Origin of the sequence: Billgrantia antri, from assembly GCF_017868935.1 — a bacterium.
GTDB classification, from domain to species: Bacteria; Pseudomonadota; Gammaproteobacteria; order Pseudomonadales; family Halomonadaceae; genus Halomonas; species Halomonas antri.
Window position 1 is genome coordinate 4,100,493 of sequence record NZ_CP053383.1, and the last position, 25,286, is coordinate 4,125,778.

Annotated in this window: 25 protein-coding genes; 10 read left to right on the forward strand and 15 right to left on the reverse strand. The window is 65.6% G+C overall.

All coding sequences use genetic code 11. The features are described from left to right. Positions 1–50: 50 nt before the first annotated feature. The 8 genes from HNO53_RS19065 to HNO53_RS19100 form a co-directional block, all read right to left on the reverse strand. Complete coding sequence (locus tag HNO53_RS19065; RefSeq protein ID WP_209474320.1) at positions 51–1,304, reverse strand: benzoate/H(+) symporter BenE family transporter; 1,254 nt, start codon at positions 1,302–1,304, stop codon at positions 51–53. Between the two features lie 69 nt (positions 1,305–1,373). Next, entirely contained in the window at positions 1,374–2,156 is a 783-nt protein-coding gene (benD, locus tag HNO53_RS19070; protein WP_209474322.1) for a benzoate diol dehydrogenase BenD, read from the reverse strand. Beyond that, positions 2,153–3,196 (reverse strand): benzoate 1,2-dioxygenase electron transfer component BenC, encoded by a 1,044-nt coding sequence (gene benC, locus HNO53_RS19075; protein ID WP_209474324.1) that lies wholly within the window; start codon positions 3,194–3,196, stop codon positions 2,153–2,155. The genes benD and benC overlap by 4 nt, the downstream gene beginning before the upstream one ends. Positions 3,197–3,221: 25 nt before the next feature. Then, positions 3,222–3,713: a benzoate 1,2-dioxygenase small subunit gene (gene benB, locus HNO53_RS19080; RefSeq protein ID WP_209474326.1), complete on the reverse strand. Its 492-nt coding sequence runs from the start codon at positions 3,711–3,713 to the stop codon at positions 3,222–3,224. 10 nt (positions 3,714–3,723) lie between these two features. Continuing rightward, the gene (locus HNO53_RS19085; protein WP_209474328.1) at positions 3,724–5,106 is read right to left on the reverse strand and encodes a Rieske 2Fe-2S domain-containing protein; all 1,383 of its coding nucleotides are present in this window, start codon (positions 5,104–5,106) and stop codon (positions 3,724–3,726) included. 110 nt (positions 5,107–5,216) lie between these two features. Continuing rightward, positions 5,217–6,191 (reverse strand): catechol 1,2-dioxygenase, encoded by a 975-nt coding sequence (gene catA, locus HNO53_RS19090; protein WP_209474330.1) that lies wholly within the window; start codon positions 6,189–6,191, stop codon positions 5,217–5,219. Positions 6,192–6,247: 56 nt separating this feature from the next. Continuing rightward, positions 6,248–6,538, reverse strand: a complete 291-nt coding sequence (gene catC, locus HNO53_RS19095; RefSeq protein WP_159554963.1) for a muconolactone Delta-isomerase — start codon at positions 6,536–6,538, stop codon at positions 6,248–6,250. A gap of 15 nt (positions 6,539–6,553) precedes the next feature. Beyond that, complete coding sequence (locus tag HNO53_RS19100) at positions 6,554–7,672, reverse strand: muconate cycloisomerase family protein (protein WP_209474332.1); 1,119 nt, start codon at positions 7,670–7,672, stop codon at positions 6,554–6,556. Positions 7,673–7,773: 101 nt separating this feature from the next. Between HNO53_RS19100 and HNO53_RS19105 the strand changes: the two genes are divergently transcribed. After that, complete coding sequence (locus HNO53_RS19105) at positions 7,774–8,676, forward strand: LysR family transcriptional regulator (protein WP_209474334.1); 903 nt, start codon at positions 7,774–7,776, stop codon at positions 8,674–8,676. On the opposite strand, the gene HNO53_RS19110 is transcribed toward HNO53_RS19105, so the two are convergent. Both HNO53_RS19110 and HNO53_RS19115 read right to left on the reverse strand, forming a co-directional pair. Then, complete coding sequence (locus HNO53_RS19110; RefSeq protein ID WP_209474335.1) at positions 8,667–9,275, reverse strand: class I SAM-dependent methyltransferase; 609 nt, start codon at positions 9,273–9,275, stop codon at positions 8,667–8,669. The two genes, HNO53_RS19105 and HNO53_RS19110, sit on opposite strands and share 10 nt — an antisense overlap. 147 nt (positions 9,276–9,422) lie before the next feature. Beyond that, the gene (locus tag HNO53_RS19115; RefSeq protein ID WP_209474336.1) at positions 9,423–10,295 is read right to left on the reverse strand and encodes an enoyl-CoA hydratase-related protein; all 873 of its coding nucleotides are present in this window, start codon (positions 10,293–10,295) and stop codon (positions 9,423–9,425) included. A 240-nt stretch (positions 10,296–10,535) separates the two neighbouring features. Between HNO53_RS19115 and HNO53_RS19120 the strand changes: the two genes are divergently transcribed. The 8 genes from HNO53_RS19120 to HNO53_RS19155 all read left to right on the forward strand — a co-directional run bounded on the left by HNO53_RS19120 (position 10,536) and on the right by HNO53_RS19155 (position 18,425). Then, positions 10,536–12,182 carry an AMP-binding protein gene (locus HNO53_RS19120; protein ID WP_209474337.1) on the forward strand — a complete coding sequence of 549 codons (1,647 nt, stop codon included), beginning with the start codon at positions 10,536–10,538 and terminating at the stop codon, positions 12,180–12,182. 43 nt (positions 12,183–12,225) lie between these two features. After that, on the forward strand, positions 12,226–12,993 hold the full coding sequence (locus tag HNO53_RS19125) for an SDR family NAD(P)-dependent oxidoreductase (RefSeq protein ID WP_209474338.1): 768 nt from the start codon (positions 12,226–12,228) through the stop codon (positions 12,991–12,993). Between the two features lie 30 nt (positions 12,994–13,023). Continuing rightward, on the forward strand, positions 13,024–13,821 hold the full coding sequence (locus HNO53_RS19130) for an enoyl-CoA hydratase-related protein (protein ID WP_209474339.1): 798 nt from the start codon (positions 13,024–13,026) through the stop codon (positions 13,819–13,821). Positions 13,822–13,846: 25 nt separating this feature from the next. Continuing rightward, positions 13,847–14,986: a cyclohexanecarboxyl-CoA dehydrogenase gene (aliB, locus tag HNO53_RS19135; RefSeq protein WP_209474340.1), complete on the forward strand. Its 1,140-nt coding sequence runs from the start codon at positions 13,847–13,849 to the stop codon at positions 14,984–14,986. Continuing rightward, positions 14,983–15,537, forward strand: a complete 555-nt coding sequence (locus HNO53_RS19140; RefSeq protein WP_209474341.1) for a MarR family winged helix-turn-helix transcriptional regulator — start codon at positions 14,983–14,985, stop codon at positions 15,535–15,537. Before aliB ends, HNO53_RS19140 begins: the two co-directional genes overlap by 4 nt. A 95-nt stretch (positions 15,538–15,632) precedes the next feature. Further along, positions 15,633–16,856: an ABC transporter substrate-binding protein gene (locus tag HNO53_RS19145; protein ID WP_209474343.1), complete on the forward strand. Its 1,224-nt coding sequence runs from the start codon at positions 15,633–15,635 to the stop codon at positions 16,854–16,856. Positions 16,857–16,922: 66 nt separating this feature from the next. Next, positions 16,923–17,600, forward strand: coding sequence for a nitroreductase (locus HNO53_RS19150; RefSeq protein WP_209474344.1), 678 nt, complete (start codon positions 16,923–16,925; stop codon positions 17,598–17,600). A 111-nt stretch (positions 17,601–17,711) separates the two neighbouring features. Next, positions 17,712–18,425: an SDR family NAD(P)-dependent oxidoreductase gene (locus HNO53_RS19155; RefSeq protein ID WP_209474346.1), complete on the forward strand. Its 714-nt coding sequence runs from the start codon at positions 17,712–17,714 to the stop codon at positions 18,423–18,425. A 6-nt stretch (positions 18,426–18,431) separates the two neighbouring features. Here the strand turns inward: HNO53_RS19155 and HNO53_RS19160 are convergent, their stop codons facing one another. From HNO53_RS19160 to pobA, 5 genes are all read right to left on the reverse strand, one after another. Then, positions 18,432–19,655, reverse strand: coding sequence for a CaiB/BaiF CoA transferase family protein (locus HNO53_RS19160; RefSeq protein ID WP_209474348.1), 1,224 nt, complete (start codon positions 19,653–19,655; stop codon positions 18,432–18,434). A gap of 42 nt (positions 19,656–19,697) precedes the next feature. Further along, complete coding sequence (locus HNO53_RS19165; protein WP_209474349.1) at positions 19,698–21,203, reverse strand: tripartite tricarboxylate transporter permease; 1,506 nt, start codon at positions 21,201–21,203, stop codon at positions 19,698–19,700. Positions 21,204–21,237: 34 nt separating this feature from the next. Then, positions 21,238–21,738, reverse strand: a complete 501-nt coding sequence (locus HNO53_RS19170) for a tripartite tricarboxylate transporter TctB family protein (protein ID WP_209474351.1) — start codon at positions 21,736–21,738, stop codon at positions 21,238–21,240. Positions 21,739–21,812: 74 nt separating this feature from the next. Continuing rightward, positions 21,813–22,799, reverse strand: a complete 987-nt coding sequence (locus HNO53_RS19175; protein WP_242597477.1) for a Bug family tripartite tricarboxylate transporter substrate binding protein — start codon at positions 22,797–22,799, stop codon at positions 21,813–21,815. A 189-nt stretch (positions 22,800–22,988) separates the two neighbouring features. Then, on the reverse strand, positions 22,989–24,173 hold the full coding sequence (pobA, locus tag HNO53_RS19180) for a 4-hydroxybenzoate 3-monooxygenase (protein ID WP_209474353.1): 1,185 nt from the start codon (positions 24,171–24,173) through the stop codon (positions 22,989–22,991). 149 nt (positions 24,174–24,322) lie between these two features. Here pobA and HNO53_RS19185 point away from each other — a divergent pair, with 149 nt between their 5' ends. After that, positions 24,323–25,249 carry a helix-turn-helix domain-containing protein gene (locus tag HNO53_RS19185; protein WP_209474355.1) on the forward strand — a complete coding sequence of 309 codons (927 nt, stop codon included), beginning with the start codon at positions 24,323–24,325 and terminating at the stop codon, positions 25,247–25,249. The last annotated feature ends 37 nt before the right edge of the window (positions 25,250–25,286 follow it).

A 25,286-nucleotide genomic window follows, 5' to 3' on the forward strand; every position in this document is an offset into this window, starting at 1 on the left:
GGCCTGAGCCAGCGAGCGGTCTCAGGCCAAGGAGGATCGTGCGTAGCGGGTCAGCGAGCTGCGGCGGCCTCCCCGCGCGAGCTGCGAGCCTCGCGGGAGAAGTCGAAGTCGCGGAACTCCACCAGCATGGAGAGGCCCGCCCCCAGCACCAGTGCCCAGAAGGAGGAGCCGATGCCGAAGATCTGGATCCCCGAGACGGCGATCAGGAAGGAGAACATCGCGCCCACTTCATGCTTGCCGGAGAAGGTCATGTGCATGGCCGAGCTGATCACCCGCAGCAGCGCCAGACCGGCGATGATGGCAATGAAGTAGCTCGGCATCGCCTCGATCAGGCTGAACACGAAGCCGTAGAAGGGCGCCGCCGTGACGAAGATGATGCCGACGATCACCGCCGCCACCCAGCGCTTGTCGTGGCTGCCGGCTTCCGGCCCCGAGCAGATCCCGGTCATCGGCGCGGCGATGCAGGTGCTGTGCAGATTGAAGAAGGCCGAGACCATGGTGCCGAAGCCGCCCAGCGCGGTGATGGCATTGGCCGGCGCGCTCTTGTAGCCCATGCCCTTGACCAGCCCCACCCCGGCGGGAGTCTCCATGCCGACGAGAATCAGCGCCAGCGGCAAGCCGTAGGCCAGGAAGGCCTCCAGGGTAAAGGCCGGCATGATGAACTCGGGCAGCTTGAAGGTGAACGTGACGCTCGAGAAATCGGCACCGGAAAGCGCCATGTAGCCGACGCCTACCAGCAGCGTGACCACCAGCGGCGGCACCCGGCGCAGGTAGCGTGCGGCGAAGAAGAAGGAGAGGATCATGATCGTCGCCGGCACCAAGGCATTCTGCAGCGGCATTACCATGTTGGTGCCGAACTTGAGCAGTATGCCCGCCACCATGCCCATCACGATGGGCATCGGAATCAAGCGCATGACCAGGCTCATCCACCCTGCCAGGCCCACCACCAGCGCAATGGCCCCCGCGATCAGCGTGGCGCCCAGCGCCTCGTTGAGGCCGACGATGGGAATGATGGCAGCGAACAGCAGCGCCCCGGGGATCGAGTTGGCCATCGGCAGCGGCAACCGGTAGTAGGCCGGCAGGAACAGTCCGAACAGACCGTTGATCATCAGGTAGCTGATCACCCACAGCAGGGTGAACTCCTGGGGGAGCCCCGCCGCGGTACCGGCGCTGATATGGATGACGCCGGCGCTGAGGCCAAAGATCCCGGCCACCACACCGGCACTCAGGTTGTCGGCGTTGAGGTCACGGATGAAGTCGCGTGGCGCCGTGGCAAGGCCGGCGCCCTTCTCGATATGTCTCACGTTGTGCTCCAGGGGTATTTTTTGTGTTTGAAGTATTGGCGCTAATAGGGGACGTGTTGCTTGGGTCGATCAGCCGCTATCGCCTCCTGCCACCGGAACCACCGTCCCGGTGATATAGCTGGCCTCACGCGAAGCCAGGAACAGGACCGGTGCCGCCATCTCATCCAGGGTGCCGTAGCGCCCCATCAGACAGCTGTTCTTGGTCTGGTCGATGTGGGCCTGGAACCAGGCCTGCTCCTGCTCGTTGCGCGGCTCGGGAGTACCGCGCGAGATCCGCCGCGGCGGCGCCTCGGTGCCGCCGGGGGCGGTGGCCACCACGCGTATGCCGTGCTCGGCATATTCGAAGGCCAGGGAGGCGGTCAGGGCGTTGACGCCACCCTTGGCCGCCGAGTAGGGAATTCGATGGATGCCGCGCGTCGCCGCCGACGACACGTTGACGATGACACCGCCGCCCTGCTCCACCAGGGTGGGCAAGGCCGCACGGCAGCACCACAGCGTCGGCATCAGCGAACGGGTAATCTCGGCCGAGATCTGGGCCTCGGTGAACTCGGTGAAGGGCTTGAAATTGATCGCGCCCCCCACGTTGTTGATCAGGATGTCGAGGCGACCGTAGTGCTCGACGGTCCTGCGCATCGCCTCCTCCGCCCCCTGCCATGTCTCCAGGTCGGCCTGCAGCGCGATGGCCTCGACGCCCTGATCGCACAGCCCGGCCACCACCTCGTGGATGAGCTCGGCGCGATCCACCAGCGCCAGCCGGGCGCCCTCGGCGCCGGCGCGCTCGGCGACGCGCCGGCCGATGCCCTGGGCGGCGCCGGTGATCACCATGACCTGCTCGGCAAAGCGCATGCTCATGCCACCGCCTCCTTCTTCGCCTCTTCCGGCGCCAGGCTCGGGGTGAACTTCTCGTAGTGGAAGCTGGCCGGCGAGATGCCCTGCTCGCGGAAGTGAGCGAGCACCGCATCCACCATCGGCGGCGGCCCGCACAGGTAGACGTCGACCTCGCCGTCGTGCAGCAGCTCGGGGGCCATGTGGTGGGTCACGTAGCCCTTGCGCGGGTGCTCGCTGGCCGCATCGGCCACCACCGTGGTGTAGGCGAAGTCGGGCAGCGCCTCGACGAAGGCGTCGAGCTCGTCGAGCTTGACCAGGTGGTCATCGACGTTCACCCCGTAGAGCAGTCGCACCGGCTGGTCGCAGCCGCGCGCCTGCAGCTGGCGCAGCATGGAGAGGAACGGTGCCAGCCCGGTGCCGCCGGCCAGCATCAGCACGGGGCGCTCGACCTCGCGCAGATAGAAGCTGCCCATCGGCCCGGTCAGGGTCAGGTCATCCTCGGGTTTGGCCGCCCCGGTCAGGTAGCCGCTCATCAGACCATTCGGCACGTTGCGGATGAGGAAGGTCGCGCGCCGCTCGCCGGGCAGCGAGCTGAACGAGTAGGAGCGGGTCTCGTCGCTGCCCGGCACCTGGATGTTGACGTACTGCCCCGGCAGGAAGGTCAGCCCCTCGCCTTCGTCAAGGTCGACGACCAGCTCGAAGCTGTCCTCGGAGAGGCGCGAAACCTCGGCGACCCGGCCGGGGAACTCGCCGACCCCGGTCTTGCACAGGGTCGAGGCCACCGGTACCTGCACCACGCAGTCCGACGACGGCACCATCTGGCAGGTCAGCACCTTGCCTTCGGCGGCCTCCTCGTCGGACAGCGCCTCGTCGATGTACTCGTCGCCCAGGTCGAAGGCGCCCTGCTCGCAGGTGCCCTTGCAGGTACCGCAGACGCCGTCGGAGCAATCCATCGGCAGGTTGACCTTGTGACGATAGGCGGCGTCGAGCACCGTTTCACCGTCCTTGCAGCTGATGAAGCGGGTCACGCCGTCTTCGAAGTTGAGGGCTATGGTGTAGCTCATGCTCGTCTCCTCCCACCGCGGTCGCTCAGATGTGGTAGATGTCGATGACCTGGTGGATGTAGTCGTTGTTCAGCACCACCTTCTTGTAGGTGATCAGCGGCGCGTCGCCGGACACGTCCAGGGTATAGAACGAGGTGCCGAAATAGGCGCTGGTCTGCTGGTAGCGGTGGCTCAGGGTGTGCCAGTTGAAGCGCAGCTCGACCGTGTCGCCCTGCTGCGAGAGCAGCTCCAGGTTGGTGACCTGGTGGGTGGTGCGCGGCTCGGGGATGCTGGTCGCCCCGGAGCGCTCGGTCTTGATGCGGTAGACGCGGTCCTCGAGACCCTCGCGGTTGGGGTAGTAGATCAGCGAGATCTCGCTCTGGGGGTCCTCGGTCAGCCGGTCGTCGTCATCCCACGCCGGCATCCAGAAGACCACGTCCTTGCTGTAGCAGGTCAGCCACTCGTCCCACTCGCGGTCGTCGAGCAGGCGGGCTTCGCGATGAACGAAGGCCTGGATGGCCAGAAAATCGATGCTCATGGTGCCCTCCTCAGGATGCGCTTGTTTCAGCGGACGCGGTGGCGATGAACTGGCTGCGTTCCTTGTCGATGGCGCGCAGCATCTCCTCGACCCAGTGCTTGTGGTGCAGCACGTAGAGCCCTTCGTCCTCGGGTGAGGCACCGCTGAGCAGCGGCTTCATGTCGATGGCACGGGCGTTGTCGTCGGCGCCCTCGATCCACTGCTTGGCACCGCGGGAGAGATCGTTCCACTCGGCGTCGAGGCCGGCGTAGCCGTTCTGGCAGGCGCGGAACTCCTCCAGGTCATCCGGCGTGCCCATGCCACTGACGTTGAAGAAATCCTCGTACTGACGGATGCGCAGGGCGCGGTTCTCGGCCGACTCGCCCTTGGGCGCGAAGCAGTAGATGGTGACCTCGCTCTTGTCCACGGCGATCGGCCGGATCACACGGATCTGGGTGGAGAACTGGTCCATCAGGTAGACGTTGGGGTAGAGGCAGAGATTGCGGGTCTGGTTGACGATGGAGTCGGCACGCGCCTCGCCGAGCTCCTGCTCGATGCGCTCGCGCTGGGAGTAGACCGGGCGCACCTCGGGGTTGAGCAGGCGCGTCCACAGCATCATGTGGCCGTTCTCGTAGGAGTAGAAGCCGCCCATGCTCTTCGACCAGCCGTTGGCGTCCACCGCCTTGGTGCCCCCGGCGTCGTAGTTGCGCCGCTCCATGGTCGAGGCGTAGTTCCAGTGCACGGTGCTGACGTGGTAGCCGTCGGCGCCGTTCTCTGCGCCCAGCTTCCAGTTGCCGTTGAAGGTGTAGGAGGAGGTGCCACGCAGGATCTCGATGCCCTCCGGCGCCTGGTCGACGATGTTGTCGATGATCTTGGTGGTCTCGCCGAGGTACTCGGTGAGCGGGGCGACGTCGGCGCTCAAGCTGCCGAATAGGAAGCCGCGATAGTTCTCGAAGCGCGCCACGCGCTTGAGATCGTGGGAGCCCTCCTGCTTGAAGCTCTCGGGATAGGCGCCAGTCTTCTCGTTCTTGGCCTTGAGCAGCTTGCCGTCGTTCTTGAACGACCAGCCGTGGAACGGGCAGGTGAAGGTGCCCTTGTTGCCGCGCTTCTTACGGCACAGGGTGGCACCGCGGTGGGCGCAGGCGTTGATCAGCGCGTGCAGCTCGCCCTGCTTGTCGCGGGTGATGATCACCGGCTGGCGGCCCATGGTGACGGTCATGTAGTCGCCCGGCTCGGCGATCTGGCTCTCGTGGGCCAGGAACAACCAGTTGCCTTCGAAGATGTGCTTCATCTCCAGCTCGAAGAAGGCCGGGTCGGTGAACATGCTGCGGTGGCAGCGGAAGATGCCGTTCTCGGGGTCGTCGACGACGGCGCCGCGAACACGCTTCTCGAGACGATCAAGCTGTGCGGTCATGGCTCCAACTCCTCGTTGCTCTTGTCTTGGGTCATGAGGCTCCCCTACCCACCGGCCCGGGGCCGGCGGGGGAGCACTTCATGGGGATGGGATCGGGTAGCGGCGGGCGCTCAGACCTCGGCGGTGCCGGCCAACTGGCTGGCCTGGTCCTCGGCGTCTTCCAGGGCCCGCGGGCGCTTGTGGCGGACCTGCAGCTCGGGGGCCTCGGTGCGCGCCAGCTCGACATCGAACACTACCTCGGAGAACGGACCGTCCAGTTCGCGCCTGGCGATCTCGGCCGGGTCCTCGATGCGATTCGCCGGGATGACCAGCTCCTCGCGGGTGGCGAAGGCGAAATCGTCGAAGGTGTATGGGTCGCCGGCCAGGTTGATCTGAGTGGTCAGGTGGCGATGCCCCGGCGCGGAAATGAAGAAGTGGATGTGCGCCGGACGCTGGCCGTGGCGGCCCAGGGCCTTGAGCACCTGGTCGGTGGGGGCACCTTCCGGTACGCCGTAGCCGGAGGGGATGATGCTGCGCGCGGTATAGCGGCCCTGCGCATCGGTGACGATGGTGCGGCGCAGGTTGTACTCGCTCTGGGACTTGTCGAAGAAGGAGTAGCCGCCCTTGGAGTCGGCGTGCCAGATCTCCACCTTGGCGCCGGCCACCGGCTTGCCGTCGACGTCGCGCACCTGGCCGGTCAGCCACATGGTCTCACCGTCCGGGTCCTGACCGTCGTCCATGCGCGCGAAGCCCTCGGCCTCAGGGGCACCGGCGACATACAGCGGGCCCTCGATGGTGCGCGGCGTACCGCCGTTGCGCTTGGCCTCGGCGTCGATGGCATCCTGACGCATGTCGAGATAGTGATCGAAGCCGAGTCCCGGCGAGAGCAGGCCGAACTGGGTCTGGCCGCCCAGCGCATTGAGCAGGCTGACGGTCGACCAGTACTCCTCGGGGGTGACGTCGAAATCGTCGATCAGCCGGTACAGGTCGGAGAGCAGGCGATGCATGATCTGCTTGGCACGGTGGCTGCCGCCCTGCTCGTCGAAGCCGGAGACGGCCTTCAGGAAGTTCTGCACCTCGGGGGTATCGAAGATCTTCACGGTCATGGGTCATTCCTCGTTGTCGTTGGTTGCCCTACGGGGCTGGCGTGATGCGTCGCGGCTCAGCTGTCGTCGTCGCGAATGGAGGACGGATGGCGGCACAGCGGCTTGACGCCGATCTCCATCCACGGGAAGAGCGGCAGGCCCGCGACAAGCTCCTGCAACTCGGCGTTGTCGCGCACGTCGAAGATGCTGACGTTGGCGTAGCTGCCGGCGACCCGCCACAGGTGGCGCCACTTGCCCTGGCGCTGAAGCTCCTGGGCGTACTCCTTCTCGCGCGCCTTGATCGCGGCGGCCTCTTCGGCCGGCATCGACGGCGGCAGCTTGACGGTCATTTCCACCTGGAAAAGCATGCGTGTGTCCTCCGGTTACTTGCGGGTGAAGTGAGCGAGCTTGTCCTCATCCAGGGCGATGCCCAGCCCCGGCCCGGTGGGCAGCGCGACGCCGAACTCGCCGTAGGCCAGCGGTTCGGCGACGATGTCCTCCTTGAGCAGCAGCGGGCCGAACATCTCGCTGCCCCAGGCCAGCTCGGGCAGCGTGGCCCAGGCGTGCAGCGAAGCGGCGGTGCCGATGGTGCCCTCGAGCAGGGTGCCGCCGTAGAGGCCGATGCCGGCCGCCTGGGCGACCTGGGCCAGTGCCAGGGCGCCGCGCGGGCCGCCGGCCTTGGCAATCTTCAGCGCGTAGGCGCCATTGAAGCCGGCTGCGGCCAGGGTGAAACCGTCACGGGCGTCGGCCACCGCCTCGTCGGCCAGCATCGGCACCTCGAAGCGATTGGCCAGACGTACCAGACCGGCATGCTCGCGGGCGGGTATCGGCTGCTCGATCAGGTCGATGCCGGCCGCCTGCAGCGCGGCGATGCCGCGCACGGCGGTGCTCTCGTCCCACGCCTGGTTGACGTCGACCCGGACACTGGCTCGCTCGCCCAGCGCCTCCTTGATCGCGGCCACGTGGCGCACGTCGTCGTCCACGCCGTTGGCGCCGATCTTGAGCTTGAAATCGCAGTGGCGGCGCTGCTCCAGGCGCTGGAAGGCCTCGTCGATATCGCGGGCGGTATCACCGCTGGCCAGCGTCCACAGCACCGGCAGGTGGTCGTGGCGCGCACCGCCGAGCAGCTCGGCCACGGGCAGGCCCAGGCGCTTGCCCTGGGCGTCGAGCAGCGCGGTCTCCAGCGCCGACTTGGCGATGGCGTTGCCACGCGCATGGCGGTCGAGACGGGCGCGCAGCGTGGCCACGGCGTCCGCCGGCCGGCCGATCAGCAGCGGCGCCAGGTAGGCGTCGATGTTGCGCTTGATGCTCTCGGGGCTCTCGGGCCCGTAGGCGAGCCCGCCGATGGTAGTGCCCTCGCCCAGCCCCTCGATGCCGTCGGAGTCGCGCAGACGCACGATGACCAGCGTCTGGCAGGCCATGGTGGTCATGGAAAGCTTGTGGGGGCGGATGGTCGGCAGATCGACCAGCAGCGTTTCGATGGACTCGATGACGGATGACATGCGCGCTCCGGAGTTCGGTGTTTCGATACCGTGGCAGTTTGATTGCCCCGGCGCGGCCGAACCAATATCGTTTAGGTCCCGAGCCATACCCTGGAGGTATCATGGAGCTGCGACATCTGCGCTACTTCTGCGTCGTGGCAGAGGAGCTTAACCTGACCCGGGCGGCAGCCAAGCTACATATGGCGCAGCCACCTTTATCAAGGCAAATCAAGCAACTGGAGGGAGAAATCGGCGCCGAACTGTTCGAGAGGAGCGCGCGCGGGCTGCGCCTGACGCCAGCGGGTCAGCTCTTCCATGAGCATACCCTGCAGATACTGGAAAAGATCGACACCACCGTCGCCGCCACCCAGCGCCTGGCCCGCAGCAAGCGCAGGATATTCGGCATCGGCTTCGTTCCGTCGGTGTTCTACGGGCAGTTGCCGCTGCTGGTGCGGGAATTACGACAAAAGGATAATGTTGAGCTGATGCTGGCTGAGCTGACCACGGTGCAGCAGATGAAGGCGCTCAAGAGCGGACGCATCGACATGGGCTTCGGCCGCATGCGCATCGACGACCCCGACGTGGAGCAGGAGAACCTGTTCGACGAGCCCCTGATGGCGGCCCTGCCCGAAGGCCACCCGCTGGCCGAGACCAAACCGACCCTGGCCCAGCTCGCCGAGTATCCGCTAGTGTTGTTTCCGGCCCAGCCGCGCCCGAGCCTGGCCGATATGACGCTCGGTCTATTCCGCCGCCGCGGCCTCAAGGTCACCGTGGCACAGGAGGCCAACGAGCTGCAGACGGCGCTGGCGCTGGTCGCCTCGGAAATCGGTATCACTCTGGTGCCGGAGCAGGTCAAGCGCGTCCGTCGCGACGGCATCGTTTACGTCTACCTCGCCGACCCGGGTCTCACCTCACCGGTACTGTGCAGTCGTCGGCGCGGAGAGCAGCCCTCAGAGATCATGCGCGAGGCCAATGCCATCCTCGAGGTGCTGGTGGAAAATCGCCGCAGCGGGCGCTATCCCTGAGGAGAAGCCACCGCCAGGCACGCTGCCCGGCTGCCATGGCGCGCCAGCAGCGTGAACTCCTCCAGCACCAACCCGGCGGCGTTGAGCTGCACCCGGAAGGGCTCCTCGTAGGTCACGCGGCCGAAATCGATGCTGGTGAGCCGCTTGAGCATGGGCTTGAAGCGCTCCATTGCGCGGGAGGGCCGCTGCTGGAAGGTCTGGGTGAAATAGAGACGGCCATCCGGTTTCAGCAGCGCCGTACAGTGGCGCAGCGCTCGCTCGGGCTCCGGCAACAGCATGAAACTGGCTGAGAAATAGACGGCATCGTAGGGGCCACCTTCGTGGTCGTAGACGGACTCAAGGCGCACCTGGGTGTGTTCACCCAAGGCAGCTTCCGCGAGCCGTCGCCAGGCACGCTCGATGTAGTCGGCGTCGATATCGATACCGGTGATGCGCAGCCCCTTGCGTCTCACCGTCTCGGCGTTGGCCGCCAGCGCCCCGGCCGTGCCGACCCCGACGTCCAGCAGCGCCGCCTCCTCGGGCAACCGCTCGAGCACTTCGGCGTACCAGCGTGCGGTGAGCCTGAGGATGAGAGTGTCGTAGATCCAGCTGCGTAACATCGGTTGGCTTCCTGCGTGCCCGTATGCTGCCTGCGATGAGGACCACCTCAGGCAGCCCGAGCCCAGCATAGGCGATCCCGCCAGCGTGGGCTAACGACTGCCCGACAGGTCTCTCGGTCCGTAGTATTGCGAACACGCTGTGACAAGTCAGGAAGCAGGCGTGGACATGCCTCGACGCTGCCCACCACGACGAGCGGCCAGCCGCGCCTCGGCCCGTTGCTGGAACTGCGACGAGCCCAGGCACTCCAGATGCAGCATCCATTCCCGTCGCAGCCCTTCGTCGAAAGGCTGGTAGACGGCGGAATTCATCACTTCGAACAGTCTGGCGCAGGCCGGGTTGTCGCGCGCCTCGTCAGGCAGCACGCGGTACTGGCTCTCGAGCCAACCGGCCGCATCGGCAACCGGCACCTTGATACGCCGTTCGCGGGCTCGTCTCACCCCCTGCGCCGCCAGTTTCCACGCCTCGGCCTGCTGCTCGGCCTCCACGTGCAGCCGCGGTGTGACTGCGTCGACTAGGCCCAGCCGCTTCGCTTCTGCGGCGCCGATGGTCTCGCCGGTAAGCAGCAGGCGCAACGCAGAAGCGAGCCCCACCAGCCGGGGCAACCGCTGGGTACCGCCGGCGCAGGGTATCAACCCCAGGGCGATTTGCGGCAACCCCAGACGCAGCTCGGGCGGACCTAGCCGATAGTGGCAGGCCATGGCCAGCTCGAGGCCGCCGCCCAGCACCGCCCCGTGCAGCCAGGCCACACAGGGCTTTTCGCAGTTTTCGATTGCACGAGTCAGCTCGGGCAATGATGGCGCCTCATGCAGCCGATCGAGCTCGCCCATGTCGGCGCCCGCCGAGAAGCAGCGCCCCCCCGCCTTGAGCAGGATCCACTCCACTGTCGAATCTTTCTCGGCGTCGTTGAAAGCCTGGCGCAGCTCGCTGCGCAGCCGCTGGGTCAGGGCATTGACCGGCGGATTGAACAGGGTGATACGCGCGCAGTCGCCCTCGCGAATCAGGGTCACGGCTCGGCTCATGGCTCGTCTCGCTGTGTCGTGTATGAGAGATTCATCGCAGCATTACTGACAACCTGTTGTCACAGGCGCTCCTTCACACCCTCTTCAGATCAGGATTCAAGTCTAGCCAAACTAAAATAAAAGACAACGTGTTGACATAAAATCTCAGCTCGCCTAGCTTAATCCTTAAGGCGCGTCGGGCCACGCCTAGCCGCCGACGCCCAGCCACAATAACGAACAACGGCAACAGCAGGAGCTCGTATGGCTATCGAGACGAATCTAACTCCCGAGCGCAGGCAGGCGATGATCGCCCTAGGCGCCTGGAATGACATGCTCTTGACGGATTATCTGGAAGAGGCCGTGGCCAGCGCCGCCGGTCGCCCGGCCATTGTCACCTACCGCATGGCCGATGGCACTCATGAGTCGCTGACCTACGCCGAGCTGGATGAGAAGGTCACCCGCATGGCGGCGGGCCTGGCCGGCCTGGGCGTAGCGAAAGGCGATGTGGTCTCCTGCCAGTTGCCCAACTGGTGGCAGATGACCGCGCTGCACCTGGCCTGCATCCGCATCGGTGCGGTACTCAATCCGCTGATGCCGATCTTCCGCGAACATGAGCTGCGCTTCATGCTGGCCCAGGCCGAGAGCAAGGTATTCGTCGTGCCCGTCGTGTTTCGCGGCTTCGATCACTCCGCCATGGCCCGGAGCCTGAAGGCCGAGATCACCAGCCTAGAGCAGGTGCTGGTGGTAGGCGGCGAGGGCGTAGACAGTTTCGAGACGGTACTGCTCGAACGCGCCTGGGAGCGGGAAACGGATACCGCCGCGCTGTTCCGCGAGCGTCGGCCTGCAGGCGACGACGTGGTGCAACTGCTGTATACCTCCGGCACCACCGGCAAGCCCAAGGGGGTGATGCACACCTCCAACACCCTGATGAGCCACATCCGTCCCTTTGCCACCCGGCTGGGCCTGGGCAATGACGATACCATCTTTATGCCTTCCCCCCTGGCCCACCAGCTCGGCTTCCTCTATGGACTGATGCTGCCGCTTTACCTCAAGGCCACGGCGGTACTGCAGGACACCTGGAAACCGGCCGAGGCCGTCACCATCATCCGCGCCGAACAGCCCAGCCTGATGCTCGGCTCCACGCCCTTCCTGGCCGACATCGCCGAGCAGGCCGAGGCCCACGGTCCCGAGCTGCAGTCGCTCAAGCTGTTCATGTGTGCCGGCGCGCCGATCCCCAGCCCGCTGGTGGAGAAGGCCGCGCGCAACCTGCCGACTCGGATCATTTCCGCCTGGGGCATGACCGAGAACGGCGCGGTGACCACCACCCGTCCCGGCGACGATCCCTCCCGCGCCGTGCACACCGACGGCCTGCCGCTGCCCTTCATGGAGCTGAAAGTCACCGACCTGGAGGGCAACCCTTTGCCGCCCGGCGAGGAAGGACCGCTCTACGTGCGCGGTGCCAGCCTGTTCGTCGGTTACTTCAAGCAGACCGAGCTCTATGGCGTCGATGCCGAGGGCTGGTTCCCCACCGGCGACCTGGCTCGCCTCGACGAGCAGGGCTACGTGCGCATCACTGGACGCTCCAAGGACGTAGTGATCCGCGGCGGCGAGAACATCCCCATCGTCGATATCGAGAACGCGCTCTACCAGCATCCTGCGATCCAGGCCGTGGCCCTGGTGGGGCGTCCCGACGAGCGCCTGGGCGAGCGGCTGTGCGCTTACGTGACCCTCAAGGAGGGCGTCGAGTCGCTGACGCTGGCGGATGTCACCGCCTTTCTCAGCGAGCGTCAGGTGACGCGCCAGTACCAGCCGGAGCACCTCGTAGTGCTCGACGAGCTGCCGCGGACGCCGTCGGGAAAGATCCAGAAATTCAAGCTGCGCGAGCAGGCCGCCCGGAACGTGGCGTGACGCGAGGCAACCGCTTACCCAATCGGCAACGAGAGAGAACTGCATGAGAGGACTTCAGGACAAGACCGTCATCGTCACCGGTGGCGGTGGCGGCATCGGTCGCGCGGTATGTCGCCGCTTCGCCGAGGAAGGCAGCAAGGTGGCGGTGCTCGACCGCGACCTCGACGCCGCCCGCAGCACCGTTGAGATGATCGCCGAGGCCGGCGGCCAGGCCCGCGCCTATGGCGCCGACATCACCGACTATGCCGCCATCGTCGACACGGTCGAGCGCATCGAGGCCGAGCTCGGCGTGCCCCGGGTGCTGGTCAACAACGCCGGCTTCGATCGTTTCATGCCGTTCCTCAAGACCGAGCCGGCGCTGTGGGAGTCGCTGATCGCGGTGAACCTCACCGGCGCGCTCAACATGCATCACCTGGTGCTGCCGCGGATGATCGAGGCCGGCGGCGGCAAGGTGATCAACGTCGCTTCCGACGCCGCCCGGGTCGGCTCCTCCGGCGAGGCGGTCTACGCCGCCTGTAAGGCCGGCCTGCTGGGACTGAGCAAGACCCTTGCCCGCGAGCTCGCCACCAAGGGCGTGACCCTCAACGTGGTCTGCCCCGGCCCCACCGACACCGCGCTGCTTCAGGGCTTCGCCGAGACCTCACGCGATCCGGAGAAGCTGCTCGAGGCGTTCCGCAACGCGGTGCCCATGCGTCGCATCGGCCAGCCCGAGGACTACCCGGGCATCATCGCTCTGCTCGCCAGCGACGACGCCGACTTCATCACCGGCCAGGTGATCAGCGTTTCCGGCGGCCTGACGATGGCGGGTTGACGCCTCAGCACTTCTTTCCTGGAGAACCGCATGACACTGCAGACCCCGCACTACGAAGACATTATCTATGACGTCACCGACGGCGTGGCGACCATCACCATCAACCGTCCGGAGCGCTACAACGCCTTTCGCGGCCAGACCTGCATGGAATTGCTTGACGCCTTCAACCGCGCCGGCTGGGACAAGTCGGTGGGCGTGATCGTGCTCACCGGCGCCGGCGACAAGGCGTTCTGCACCGGCGGCGACCAGGGCGCCCACGAGGGCCAGTACGACGGCCGCGGCATCATCGGCCTGCCGGTGGAGGAGCTGCAGACGCTGATCCGCCAGGTGCCCAAGCCGGTAATCGCCCGGGTGCAGGGCTTTGCCATCGGCGGCGGCCACGTGCTGGCCTTGGTGTGCGACCTGACCATCGCCTCGGAGAATGCCGTGTTCGGCCAGGTGGGGCCCAAGGTGGGCTCGGTGGACCCGGGCTTCGGCACCGCCTACATGGCGCGGGTGATCGGCGAGAAGCGCGCCCGCGAGATGTGGTACTTGTGCCGCAAGTACAGCGCCACCCAGGCGCTGGAGTGGGGTCTGGCCAATGCCGTGGTGCCAGCCGACAGGCTCGACGAGGAGGTGCGCCAATGGTGCGACGAGATCCTCGAGAAGAGCCCCACCGCCCTCTCCATCGCCAAGCGCTCGTTCAATGCCGACAGCGAGAACATCGCCGGCATCGGCGCCATGGGCATGCAGGCGCTGAGCCTCTACTACGACACCGACGAATCGCGGGAGGGAGTGGCTGCCTTCAAGGAGAAGCGTCGGCCCGAGTTCAGAAAATTCTACAAGTGACGCCCCCTGACGTGAGGACGACAGCATGAACTTTGCCTTTACCGAACAGCAGCAGGCCATACGCGAGAGCGTGGCACGGCTGGCCGCCGATGCCCTGGCCCCACGCTACCGGGCCCGCGAGCAGGAGGCACAGATCGAGCGCGAAGTCGTCGCCCAGCTCGGCGAGATGGGCTGCCTGGGCGGCGAACTGCCCGAGGAGTACGGCGGCAGCGGCCTGGACTGCGTGACCAGCGGCATCATCGTCGAGGAGATTGCCCGCGGCGACTTCAACGTAGCCTACCTGCCGCTGCTGGCCTCGCTCAACGGCCAGATCATCGCCCGCTACGCCCGCCCCGAGCTGGCCCGCGAGTGGCTCGGCGGCATCACCGCCGGGCGCAAGATCGCCTGTATCGCGCTGACCGAGCCCCATGGCGGCTCCGATGCCGCCAACCTCAAGCTCAAGGCCACCCGCGACGGCGAGCGCTTCCTGCTCAGCGGCGAGAAGACCTCGATCTCCATGGCCGACCAGGCCGACGTGGCGGTGGTGTTCGCCCGCACCGGCACCCAGGAGCAGCGCGCCTCAGGTATCAGCGCCTTCCTGATACCGATGGATTCGCCCGGCATCTCCACCAGCCGCTTCGAGGACTCGGGGCAGCGCGCCATTGGCCGCGGCTCGATTTTCTTCGACAATGTCGCGGTACCGGCCGATCACATGCTCGGCGACGAGGGGCAGGGCTTCAGGCAGGTGATGCAGGGCTTCGACTACAGCCGCGCGCTGATCGGTCTGCAGTGCCTGGCGGTGGCCCAGCAGTCGCTGGACGAGACCTGGCAGTGGCTCACCGAGCGCGAGGCCTTCGGCCACAAGCTCGCCGACTTCCAGGGCCTGACCCATCCGCTGGCGGAGTACCAGACCTACGTTCAGGCCGCCCGCCTGCAGTGCTACTACGCGCTGTGGCTGAAGGACAACGAGCTGCCCCACACCAGCGAGGCGGCAATGAACAAATGGTGGGGGCCTAAGCTTGCCTTCGACGTGATCAAGCAGTGCATGCTTGCCCACGGTCATACCGGCTGGGGCGAGGACATGCCCTTCTCTCAGCGCATGCGCGACGTGCTGGGGCTGCAGATCGGCGACGGTACCGCCCAGATCATGAAAAACATCATCGCCCGCCAGGCGGTGCCCAGATGACCAGCCTCATCGCGACCGGACGCCCTGACTCCCGCCTGGCGGCGCTGCTCGACAAAGGAGTGTCATCGATGGCGATTCAGGACGACAAGAGCGTGGCCAACCGGCTGTTCTTCCGTCTCTTCCAGGCCAGCAATATCCTGCAGAAGCAGACGGTAGGCCAGGTCGGCCTGAGCACGGTCCAGTGGGCCGTGCTCGGCGCCCTGTCGCGCAAGGGATACGAGGACGGCATCTCTTTCAATCAGCTTACCGAGTACCTGATCGTCAGCCGCCAGAACCTCGACGGCGTGCTCAAGCGGCTGGAGCGGGACGACCACGTCAAGCGCATCCCTCATCCCGACGACAAGCGCGCCCGGCTGATCCTGCTCACTGACAAGGGCCGCGCTTTCTGGGAGAGCCTGCAGCCGAAGATCCACGAGTTCTATGCCCAGGGGCTGGCCAACTTCACCTTCGACGAGACGGTGAGCCTGCTGCACTACCTCAACAAGTTCCAGAAGGACCTGGAGGCCATCGCCATGCAGGAAGCCCCCAACGCCGAGCGCGAGGAGAGCTGAACCACCCAGAGCCCAAACGCACCCCCATCACGACGCACGACCCCACAACGCCAACAACAAACAGCCTCGTCATGCGACGAGGTAGGAGAGTTCGTATGTCCGCAAAACGCCAATTCACCCTGAAAAGCGGCCTGCTGGGCCTGGCCGTGACCCTTGCCGCCGGCACCGCCCAGGCCGGGATCAGCGATGACGCGATTCGCATCGGCTACCTCGCCGACATGTCCGGCCCCTACCGCGACCTGGCCGGCCCGGGCGGGCTGGAAGCACTGCGCATGGCCGTGGAGGACCACGGCGGCAGCATTCATGGCGCCCCCATCGAGGTGTTCAGCGCCGATGACCGCAACAGTGCCGACGTAGGCGCCAACACCGTGCGCGAGTGGATCGACCAGCGCAACGTCGACATGGTCGGCGGGCTGGTCGCCTCATCGGTGACTATCGCCGCCACCCAGCTGCTCGCCGAGCACGACAAGATCGGCATGGTAGCCGGCGCCGCCGCGCTCAGCGTGACCAACGAGCACTGCACGCCCAACCACATTCAATGGGTCTACGACACCCATGCTATGTCCAACGGCACGGCCCGCGCCATCGTCGAGGAGGGCGGCGACAGCTGGTACATCATCGCCGCCGACTACGCCTTCGGCCATTCGCTGGAAGCCGACGTGGAGAAGGTAGTGGAAGCGAACAGCGGTCAAGTGCTGGGAAAGGTGCGCCATCCGCTCAACACCGCCGACTTCTCCTCCTACATGCTGCAGGCCCAGGGCTCCGGGGCGAAGATCGTCGGACTGGCCAACGCCGGCGCCGACACGGTCAACGCCATCAGCACGGCCGGGCAGTTCGGCCTGACGGAATCGGGCCAGTCGCTGGCGGGACTGATGGTGTTCCTCAACGACATCCACGCGCTGGGTCTGGAGACCACCCAGGGCATGCAGCTCACCACCGGCTGGTACTGGGACATGAACGACGAGGCCCGCGCCTGGGCGCAGCGCTACTACGAGCGCATGGATAGCATGCCGACCATGGTCCAGGCCGGGGTCTACTCCAGCGTCATGCACTACCTCAACGCCATCAAGGCCACCGGCACCGACGATGCGGCCACGCTGCGCACCTGGATGGGCGAAACGCCGGTCAACGACATGTTCACTTCCAACGGCGTGATTCGCGAGGATGGGCGCATGGTTCACGACATGTACCTGGTGGAGGTGAAGTCGCCCGCCGAGTCGGAAGGCGAATGGGACCTCTACCGCATCCTGCGTACCATTCCGGGAGACGAGGCCTTCCTGCCGCTGGCGCAGAGCGGCTGTCATCTGGTCACTTCCTGAGCGCCTGCCGGGCCGCGCCGCCAGCGGTCCGGCTTCTTGCCCAACCCCATATCGCGAGGAGCCTCCATGCACGTCGACGACGCCATCCGCAGCCGCAAATCCGTTCGCCGCTTCCTGGCCGACCCGGTCAGCCGCGACACGCTGGCCCACCTCATCGAAGTCGCCGGACGCGCGCCCAGCGGCAACAACATCCAGCCGTGGCAGGTTCACGTGGTGACGGGCGAGGCACTGCACCGGCTCAGCGCTGCCATCCTCGCCGCCTTCGATAGCGGCGAGGAGCATCACCCCCAGTACGCCTACTACCCCACCCAATGGTTCGAACCCTACCGCGAGCGGCGCCAGCGCTGCGGCTACGGTCTCTACGAAGCACTTGGCATCAAGCGCGAGGACAAGGTCCGGCGCCACGCACAGATGCGCCGCAACTTCCTTTTCTTCGATGCGCCGGTGGCCATGATCGTGACCCTCGACCGGCGCCTTGAGACCGGCAGCTACATGGATGCCGGCATGCTGATCCAGAGCCTGATGACCGCCGCCCGCGGCCAGGGCCTGCACACCTGCGCCCAGGCCGCCCTGGCCTGGTACCACCGGATCATTCGCGCGCAGCTGGGGCTCGCCGACCATGAGCTGGTGCTGTGCGCCATCGCCGTGGGCCACGAAGACCCCGAGGCAGCGGAGAACCGCTTCATCACCGAGCGCGAGCCGGTGGAGAACGTCGCCAGATTTCACGGCTTCGAAACCATCTGAACGGCTCACCATCTCTAACGAGACGAAGGTCGGGTTGCTGTGCCGCTGTCGGAGCGAAACCATAGCGAACTAACGTACGCATAACGCACATAACAGCCAAACGGAGCCCACATGAGCGAACCCTGTGCCATTGTCACCGGCGGTGCCCGTAACATCGGCCAGTCCATCGCACTGCGCCTGCAGCGCGATGGCTATCGCACCTTCGTGCTGGATATCATCGATCCCGAGGCGGAATCGCTCAGGGCCGACGCTCGCCTGGTCGACCTCGCCGAAGTGGAAGCGACCCGAGAGGTTCTTGCCGAGATCGCCGCCTCCCACCGCGTGGATTGCCTGGTCAACAACGTGGGGATCGTCGCGCCGGCACTGCTCGACGAAACGCGGGTGGAGGACTTCGACCGCCTGATGCACCTAAACGTGCGCTCGGCCCTGGTCTGCACACAGGTGCTGCTAGCGGGCATGCGCGAGCGGCGCCACGGCCGTATCGTGATCAATGCCAGCCGCGTGGTGCTGGGCAAGGAGGCGCGCAGCCTCTACAGCGCGACCAAGGGCGCGCTGCAATCCATGGCCCGTACCTGGGCGCTGGAGCTGGCCAGCGACGGCATCACGGTCAACTGCGTCGCCCCCGGCCCCATCGCCACCAGCGCCTTCTGGGAGAACAACCCGCCGGACTCCGAGCGCGCACGGCGCATCATCGACAACATCCCGGCGCGGCGCCTGGGCCAGCCAGAGGACGTCGCCCAGGCGGTGAGCTTCTTCTGCGACGCGCGTAGCGGCTTCGTCACCGGCCAGACCCTCTTCGTCTGCGGCGGCGTCAGCGTCGGCTGATCCGCACTAGATCACGCCGCGCTGGCGCAACTCGGCGATCTCCTTCGGCGCCCTGTCGAGCAGCCGCGCCAGCACGTCGTCGGTGTCCTCGCCCAGCGCCGGCGGCGCCTTGCGATAGTCCAGCCGCGTACGAGAGTACTTGATCGGGTTGGCCACGCCGGGCACCGGCCCGTGGCGCGACTCCAGCTCGATCTGCATCTCCCGCGCCTTGACCTGAGGGTCGTCGAAGACCTGAGCGATGTTCTGGATCGGCCCGCAGGGCACCGCGATCTCGCCCAGCAGCGCGATCCACTCGGCGGCGGTACGGCTGCGCGTGATCTCGACCATGATCGGCACCAGCTCGAGGCGATGTCTCACCCGCGCCGGATTGGTGGCGAAGCGCGGGTCCTCAGCCAGTTCAGGCCGCCCAACCGCTTGGCAGAAGCGCTGGAATTGACCGTCGTTGCCGATGGCGATGATCACCTTCTCGCCGTCGGCAGTAGGAAACGGTTGATAGGGCACCAGGTTGGGATGGTATTCGCCGGTGCGGGTGGGTGGCGTACCGCTGCAGAAGTAGTTCTGCGCCTGGTTGGCCAGCCAGCTCACTTGGACGTCGAGCAGGGCCATGTCGATGTACTGCCCTTCGCCGGTCAGGTGACGATGATGCAGCGCGCCGAGAATGGCGATGGTCGCGTTCATGCCGGTGGTCAGGTCCGCTACTGCCATGCCGACTCGCTGCGGTCCCGCGCCGGGCTCGCCGTCAGCCGCGCCGGTGATGCTCATCAGCCCGCCCTGGGCCTGGATCAGATAGTCGTAGCCGGCCATGGCGGCCATCGGTCCGGTCTGGCCGAAACCGGTGATGGAGCAGTAGATCAATCCCGGATTGATGGCTTCCAGGGTGGTGTAGTCGAGGCCCTTGCGCGCCAGCCCGCCGCTCTTGAAGTTCTCCACCAGGATATCGCTCTCGGCAGCCAGCTCGCGGATCAATGCCTGACCCTCGGGCTTGCCCATGTCCACGGTTACCGAGTGCTTGCCGCGGTTGGCCGAGAGATAGTAGGCGGATTCGCGGGTCTCGTTGCCGTCACGATCCGCGAGCCAGGGCGGCCCCCAGTGGCGCGTGTCGTCACCGCTCACCGGGCGCTCGATCTTGATCACCTCCGCGCCCATGTCGGCGAGTATCTGGGTGCACCAGGGCCCGGCCATCACTCGGCTCAGGTCGAGCACGCGCAGGCCTGTCAGTGGTCCCGCCATGTCATCGCCTCCCCGCGCTTGCGTTCCGTTCGTGGCCGGTGCTCATGGTGTCTCCTGTGTCGAAGCGGTGCGGGCGGACTGGCGGCGCGCCACGAAATAGCGATAGATCGCCAGCAGGATCGAGCCCAGCGTCAAGGCGATGAAGAACCAGGTGATCGGACCGCGCGCGAAGATCGCCAGATCATTGCCGCCGATCAGCAGCGAGCGGCGAAGGTTATCCTCGAACATCGGTCCGAGGATGAAGCCGATCAGGAACGGGGCAGCGGGGATCGCCGCGCGGTTGAAGACATAGCCGAGCACACCGAAGCCCAGCATCAGCCACACGTCGAAGGTATCGTTGTTGACCGCGTAGGCGCCGTAGACGCAAAACATCAACACGATGGGGAAGAGGATCTCCTTGGGAATGTCGGCGATCAGCGAGAAATACTTGATCGCGCCGTTGCCCACCACCACCAGCACCAGCGAACTAAACATGATGCCCATGAACAGGGCGTAGATCAGCGGCAGATTCTCTTGGAACAGGATCGGCCCCGGCGTCAAGCCATGCACCATGAAGGCACCGAGGATAATCGCGGTGATCACGTCGCCGGGAATGCCCAGCGACAGCAGCGGAATCATGGTCGCCCCCGCCACGCCGTTGTTGCCCGCCTCCGAGGCGGCCACGCCTTCCACTTCGCCCTTGCCAAAGTTGTCGCGCCGCGGCGAGCGGCGCCGGGCGTCGCTGTAGGAGATGAAGGCCGCGGCGGTTGCGCCGGTGCCGGGAATGGCGCCAATGATCACGCCGATCAGGCTGCCGCGGATGATGCTCTTCATGCAGCGCTTGAGTTCGGCCAGCGAGAGACCGGCCCCGCTGGCCTTGGCCTTGATGTGCGGCAGCGCCTTCCTGCGGTAGAACTCGATGATCTCGGGGATGGCGAACAACCCGATCAGCAACGGAATGAACGAGATCGAGTCCATCAGGTTGTAGTTGCCGAAGGTGAGTCGCTGGGAGCCGAAGACCTCATCCAGCCCCACCAGCGAGAGAAGGATGCCCATCAACGCCGCCAACAGCCCCTTGATCATCGAGCCGCTGGCCAGTGAGATGATGATGGTCAACGAGAAGCAGATCAGCCAGAAGAACTCCGGGGCGCCGAAGTTCAGGGCGATCTTGGCCAAGTAGGCGGCGAAGAAAATCAACGCAATATTGGAGATGAAATCGGCGATCACCGACGAGTAGAGGGCCGTCTTCAGCGCCTTCTTGGCGTGCCCCTGCTGAGCCATGGGGTAGCCGTCGAGAAGGGTGCAGGCCGAGGCGGGCGAGCCCGGCGTACGGATCAGGATAGCGGTGATCGAGCCGCCGTACATACCACCCTTGTAGATGCCAACCAGCAGCAGGATGGCTGCCACCGGCTGCATGGAGAAGGTGAACGGCAGGGCCAGTGCCACCGCCATGGTGGCAGTCAGACCGGGGATGGAGCCTACCACCACCCCGATGACGACGCCCAGCGCGATGGCCAGGAAATTCTCCAGATGGAGGAAGAGCTGCAGGACTTCCGAAACGATTTCCATACGTCACCTAGTAGCAGGTTTGTGCGATCTGCCATCAGAAAGGCATCACCGGTAGCGGCACGTTCATGACCTTGACGAAAAGAAAGGTGACGACGACGGGAAAGACAATGGCCAACCCATAGACCCACCAGGTACGCACCGGATGGGCTACGAACAGGATCAGGGTGGCGAGGATACCGCTGATCACCGCACCCAGCGCCTCGAACAGGGCCACGTAGACCACCAGCGCCACGACCATCAGGGCAAAGCGGCGCCGCGGCCCCTTCTCGATGCGGCGACCGTCCTCCTTGCCAGTGCCATCAACCATCAATCCCTGCACGATCAGCAGAAGAGAGAAGCCGAGCAGCAGCCCGCCCACGATGCGCGGCAGCCAGCGCGGCGACATCATCGGGTTCTGCAGGATGGGCGGCTCATTGATGTAGTTGGGCACCAGATAGAACAGCAGAATCACGGAAGCAATCAGCAGCAAGCCCCCTGCCAGGACGTCGCCCGGATCGCGGATCGGCCCACCGCGCTTGTTGACGGGTGTCGACATAACCACCTCGCTGAAGAAACAGGTGAGGCGAGGACAAAGCCCTCGCCTCGATGATCGCTGGGTCGTTTCCGGTGTTACTGGCTAATGCCAGCCTGCTCGGCGACGTCCTGCCAGCGCTCCACCTCCTGAGCGATGAACTGCTTGAACTCCTCGCCGGCCACCTGGCCCGGCTCGGCGCCCAGCTGATCGGCGAAGTTGACGAACTCCTCGCGCTGCATCACGGCGCCGAGCGCTTCATGCATGGCGTCCTGCGCTTCCTCGGGGAACGACTCGTGGGCGATCAGGCCGAACCAGGCGGTGGTGACGAACTGATCGAGGTTGTAGTCGCCCACTTCGCGCAGGGTCGGTACGTCGGGCAGGTGTTCGGAACGCTCGGCGGAGGTGACGGCCAGGGCCTTCAGGTCGCCAGACTTGATATGCGAGAGCACGGTCGGCATGTTCTCGAACGACACGTCGACGTCGCCGCCAAGCAGGGCTGGCAAGGCCGCGCCGCTGCCGGCGAACGGCACGGCCGTCATGTTGGTCTCGGTCAGGGTCTTGAACAGCTCGCCTGACATATGGATGGAGCTGCCCACGCCGCTGTGGCTGAAGGTCATGTTCTGCTCCTTGGCCGCCTCGACAAATTCGGACACGCTGTCGTAGGGGCTATCGGCCGGCACCACCATGACGTTCGGAATGTCGATCAGGTTCTGCAGGAAGACGAAGTCCTCGACCGGATCGTAGGCCAGGTCGGGGTAGATCGCCGCGCCGATGGTGTGGCCTGGGGAGGCCATGAGGATCGTGTGGTCGACATCGCGGCCACCGCGCGCCAGGCGCCCGGTGGCCACGGTGGAACCCGCGCCGGGGCGATTCTCGACCACCACGTTGGCATCCAGCTCTTCTTGCAGCAGGTCGGCGACGCGGCGCGAGAGAACGTCGGTGGTACCACCCGGCGCATACGGAACGACGAGACGCACGTCGTCGGTCGGCCATTCATTGGCCTGGACCGTCGAGACGGAGACTGCCATCGCCAGACCACTACCACATGCCGCCAGGCACGCTTTTTTCAGGAAGTTCGTCATCACGCCACCTTAGTTGTCGTTTGTTGAAATGTTCGCAAAGCGCACATTTATTCGCGGTAACAACGAGAGTACTGGGTTAATCTACTGCCCCAAACCCGACCTTAGTCTTACCAGGGTTTTGCCTACCCAAGAAAAAACCCGGGCCAACTGCCAGCGCCCGGGTCAAGGAGGAAACATGGGAGAGAGGTGTTACTCCAGCGACTCGTAGGGCAGGCCGACGTAGTTCTCGGCAATGGTCTTGAGGCCCGCCTCCGAGGAAGTGAGGTAGTCGAGTTCGGCCTGCTGCATGCGGGTCTCGAAGCCCTCCTCGTCGGAGAACTTGTGCAGCAGCGAGGTCATCCACCAGGAGAAACGCTCGGCCTTCCAGATGCGCTTGAGGCAGGTCTGGGAATAGTTGGGGATCAGGTCGGTGCGGCCTTCCTGGTACACCTTGACCATCAGCCGATAGAGCGTATTGACATCGCTGGCGGCGAGATTGAGCCCCTTGGCCCCGGTAGGCGGCACGATATGGGCGGCATCACCCACCAGGAATAGCTTGCCGTACTGCATCGGCTCGACCACGAAGCTGCGCAGCGGGGCGATGCTCTTCTCCAGCGAAGGCCCGGTAACCAGCTTGGCCGCCACGTCCTCGGGCAGGCGCCGCTTGAGCTCGTCCCAGAAGCGCTCGTCGGACCACTCCTCGACCTTTTCGTCGAGCGGCACCTGGACGTAGTAGCGGCTGCGTGTGGGCGAACGCATGCTGCACAGAGCGAAGCCGCGCTCGTGGCGGGCGTAGATCAGTTCGTCGGCGACCGGCGGGGTGTCGGCGAGCAGGCCCAGCCAGCCGAACGGGTAGACCTTCTCGAACTCCTTGATGCGATCCTTGGGGATCGACCGGCGCGAGACGCCGTGGAAACCGTCGCAGCCGGCTATGTAGTCGCAGTCGAGGCGCACGCTCTCGCCGTCCTTCTCAAAGGTGACATAAGGGGCGTCGCTTTCAAGATCATGCGGCTGCACATTGTCCGCCTCGTAAATCGTCGTGCCGCCGCTCGCCTCGCGAGCCTCCATCAGGTCGCGGGTCACTTCCGTCTGGCCGTAGACCATCACCGTCTTGCCGCCGGTCAACCCGGCGAGGTCGACGCGTACGCGGCGATTGTCGAAGGCCAGCTCGACGCCATCGTGAGGCAGGCCCTCCTCATCCATGCGCGCATCGACACCGGCCTCGCGCAGCAGGTCGACCATGCCCTGCTCCAGCACCCCGGCGCGAATTCGGCTGAGCACGTACTCGCCGCTCTTGCGTTCGAGAATCACGTTGTCGATGCCTTGGCGGCTCAGCAGTTGGCCCAGCAGCAGCCCGGAGGGGCCGGCACCGATGATGGCGACTTGGGTTTTCATGAGCTATGCCTCATTGTCTCGTCCGGGATGACATGAGTTGCATTTTTCAATGAAAAGGGACGCGCTTTAAGGCAAGATCCTTTTTATCACTTGGACTTTTCAAGCCATGCCGGCCGACTTTGGTCGTACCCGCCAGGCAGGAGGCGAGCATGTTCCAGCCAACGGAGACATCCGTTCCCGTTTTCAAGCTTTATGGCGAAACCCGTCACTGGCCGACACCCGACCTGCTGCACTGCGAGTCGATCCCCGAGCGCAGCCGGCTGCACGACTGGCACATCCGCCCCCACCGGCACGCAGACCTGGTGCACGTACTGCACATCGCCAATGGCCGAGTCGAACTGGAGCTGGAAGGCACGCAGCACACCCTTCATGGTCCTCTGGTGATCGTGGTCCCGGCGATGACCATCCACGGCTTTCGCTTCTCGCAGGATATCCAGGGCCACATCGTGACCCTGGCGCAGCCGCTGGCCGAGCAGCTTGGCCAACGCCTCGAAGAACAGGCCAGCGTGCTGCGGCACGCCGACTATCATCTGCTCGAACAGCCTCGAAAGGCCCAACGCCTAGCCGCCCTGGTCGAACAGATCGATGCGGAATACCGTCAGCCCGCGCCGGGACGCGACCGCATGCTGGAGTCCCAGGTCCAGGCCCTGGTAATCGAACTCTCCCGGCAAGCCGAATCGCACGCCCCCTCCGGCCTGCGCCAACGCGACCGTGGACACGAACGGCTGGCGAGTTTCCAGGCGCTGATCGAGGCGCAGTATCGTCAGCAGCCCAGCATCGAGCGGTTTGCCGAGCAGCTCGGCATGAGCAGCGCCCATCTCAACACGCTGTGCCGCCGCCTGGCGGACCGCAGCGCGCTGCAATTGCTGCACGAACGCCTGTTGCTGGAAGCCAAGCGCCAGCTCACCTACACCAACATGACCATCAGCCAGATCGCCGACAGCCTCGGCTTCTCCGAGCCGGCTTACTTCACCCGCTTCTTCAAGCGCAATACCGGCCTCTCACCGCGAGACTTCCGGGTGCGGCAGCATGCCGCCGAGGCCCAGAGACAAGACGCCCCCGATCAGGCCAGCTGAGCGGGGGCGGCGTCATGACCCAGCGCCCGGTTTGCAG

What these genes read in the sequence shown, in the direction of transcription:
- benD (WP_209474322.1), bottom strand. Translation starts at nt 2,156, where the DNA reads ATGAGCATGCGCTTTGCCGAGCAGGTCATGGTGATCACCGGCGCCGCC.
- benC (WP_209474324.1), bottom strand. Translation starts at nt 3,196, where the DNA reads ATGAGCTACACCATAGCCCTCAACTTCGAAGACGGCGTGACCCGCTTC.
- benB (WP_209474326.1), bottom strand. Translation starts at nt 3,713, where the DNA reads ATGAGCATCGATTTTCTGGCCATCCAGGCCTTCGTTCATCGCGAAGCC.
- HNO53_RS19085 (WP_209474328.1), bottom strand. Translation starts at nt 5,106, where the DNA reads ATGACCGCACAGCTTGATCGTCTCGAGAAGCGTGTTCGCGGCGCCGTC.
- catA (WP_209474330.1), bottom strand. Translation starts at nt 6,191, where the DNA reads ATGACCGTGAAGATCTTCGATACCCCCGAGGTGCAGAACTTCCTGAAG.
- catC (WP_159554963.1), bottom strand. Translation starts at nt 6,538, where the DNA reads ATGCTTTTCCAGGTGGAAATGACCGTCAAGCTGCCGCCGTCGATGCCG.
- HNO53_RS19100 (WP_209474332.1), bottom strand. Translation starts at nt 7,672, where the DNA reads ATGTCATCCGTCATCGAGTCCATCGAAACGCTGCTGGTCGATCTGCCG.
- HNO53_RS19105 (WP_209474334.1), top strand. Translation starts at nt 7,774, where the DNA reads ATGGAGCTGCGACATCTGCGCTACTTCTGCGTCGTGGCAGAGGAGCTT.
- HNO53_RS19110 (WP_209474335.1), bottom strand. Translation starts at nt 9,275, where the DNA reads ATGTTACGCAGCTGGATCTACGACACTCTCATCCTCAGGCTCACCGCA.
- HNO53_RS19115 (WP_209474336.1), bottom strand. Translation starts at nt 10,295, where the DNA reads ATGAGCCGAGCCGTGACCCTGATTCGCGAGGGCGACTGCGCGCGTATC.
- HNO53_RS19120 (WP_209474337.1), top strand. Translation starts at nt 10,536, where the DNA reads ATGGCTATCGAGACGAATCTAACTCCCGAGCGCAGGCAGGCGATGATC.
- HNO53_RS19125 (WP_209474338.1), top strand. Translation starts at nt 12,226, where the DNA reads ATGAGAGGACTTCAGGACAAGACCGTCATCGTCACCGGTGGCGGTGGC.
- HNO53_RS19130 (WP_209474339.1), top strand. Translation starts at nt 13,024, where the DNA reads ATGACACTGCAGACCCCGCACTACGAAGACATTATCTATGACGTCACC.
- aliB (WP_209474340.1), top strand. Translation starts at nt 13,847, where the DNA reads ATGAACTTTGCCTTTACCGAACAGCAGCAGGCCATACGCGAGAGCGTG.
- HNO53_RS19140 (WP_209474341.1), top strand. Translation starts at nt 14,983, where the DNA reads ATGACCAGCCTCATCGCGACCGGACGCCCTGACTCCCGCCTGGCGGCG.
- HNO53_RS19145 (WP_209474343.1), top strand. Translation starts at nt 15,633, where the DNA reads ATGTCCGCAAAACGCCAATTCACCCTGAAAAGCGGCCTGCTGGGCCTG.
- HNO53_RS19150 (WP_209474344.1), top strand. Translation starts at nt 16,923, where the DNA reads ATGCACGTCGACGACGCCATCCGCAGCCGCAAATCCGTTCGCCGCTTC.
- HNO53_RS19155 (WP_209474346.1), top strand. Translation starts at nt 17,712, where the DNA reads ATGAGCGAACCCTGTGCCATTGTCACCGGCGGTGCCCGTAACATCGGC.
- HNO53_RS19160 (WP_209474348.1), bottom strand. Translation starts at nt 19,655, where the DNA reads ATGGCGGGACCACTGACAGGCCTGCGCGTGCTCGACCTGAGCCGAGTG.
- HNO53_RS19165 (WP_209474349.1), bottom strand. Translation starts at nt 21,203, where the DNA reads ATGGAAATCGTTTCGGAAGTCCTGCAGCTCTTCCTCCATCTGGAGAAT.
- HNO53_RS19170 (WP_209474351.1), bottom strand. Translation starts at nt 21,738, where the DNA reads ATGTCGACACCCGTCAACAAGCGCGGTGGGCCGATCCGCGATCCGGGC.
- HNO53_RS19175 (WP_242597477.1), bottom strand. Translation starts at nt 22,799, where the DNA reads ATGACGAACTTCCTGAAAAAAGCGTGCCTGGCGGCATGTGGTAGTGGT.
- pobA (WP_209474353.1), bottom strand. Translation starts at nt 24,173, where the DNA reads ATGAAAACCCAAGTCGCCATCATCGGTGCCGGCCCCTCCGGGCTGCTG.
- HNO53_RS19185 (WP_209474355.1), top strand. Translation starts at nt 24,323, where the DNA reads ATGTTCCAGCCAACGGAGACATCCGTTCCCGTTTTCAAGCTTTATGGC.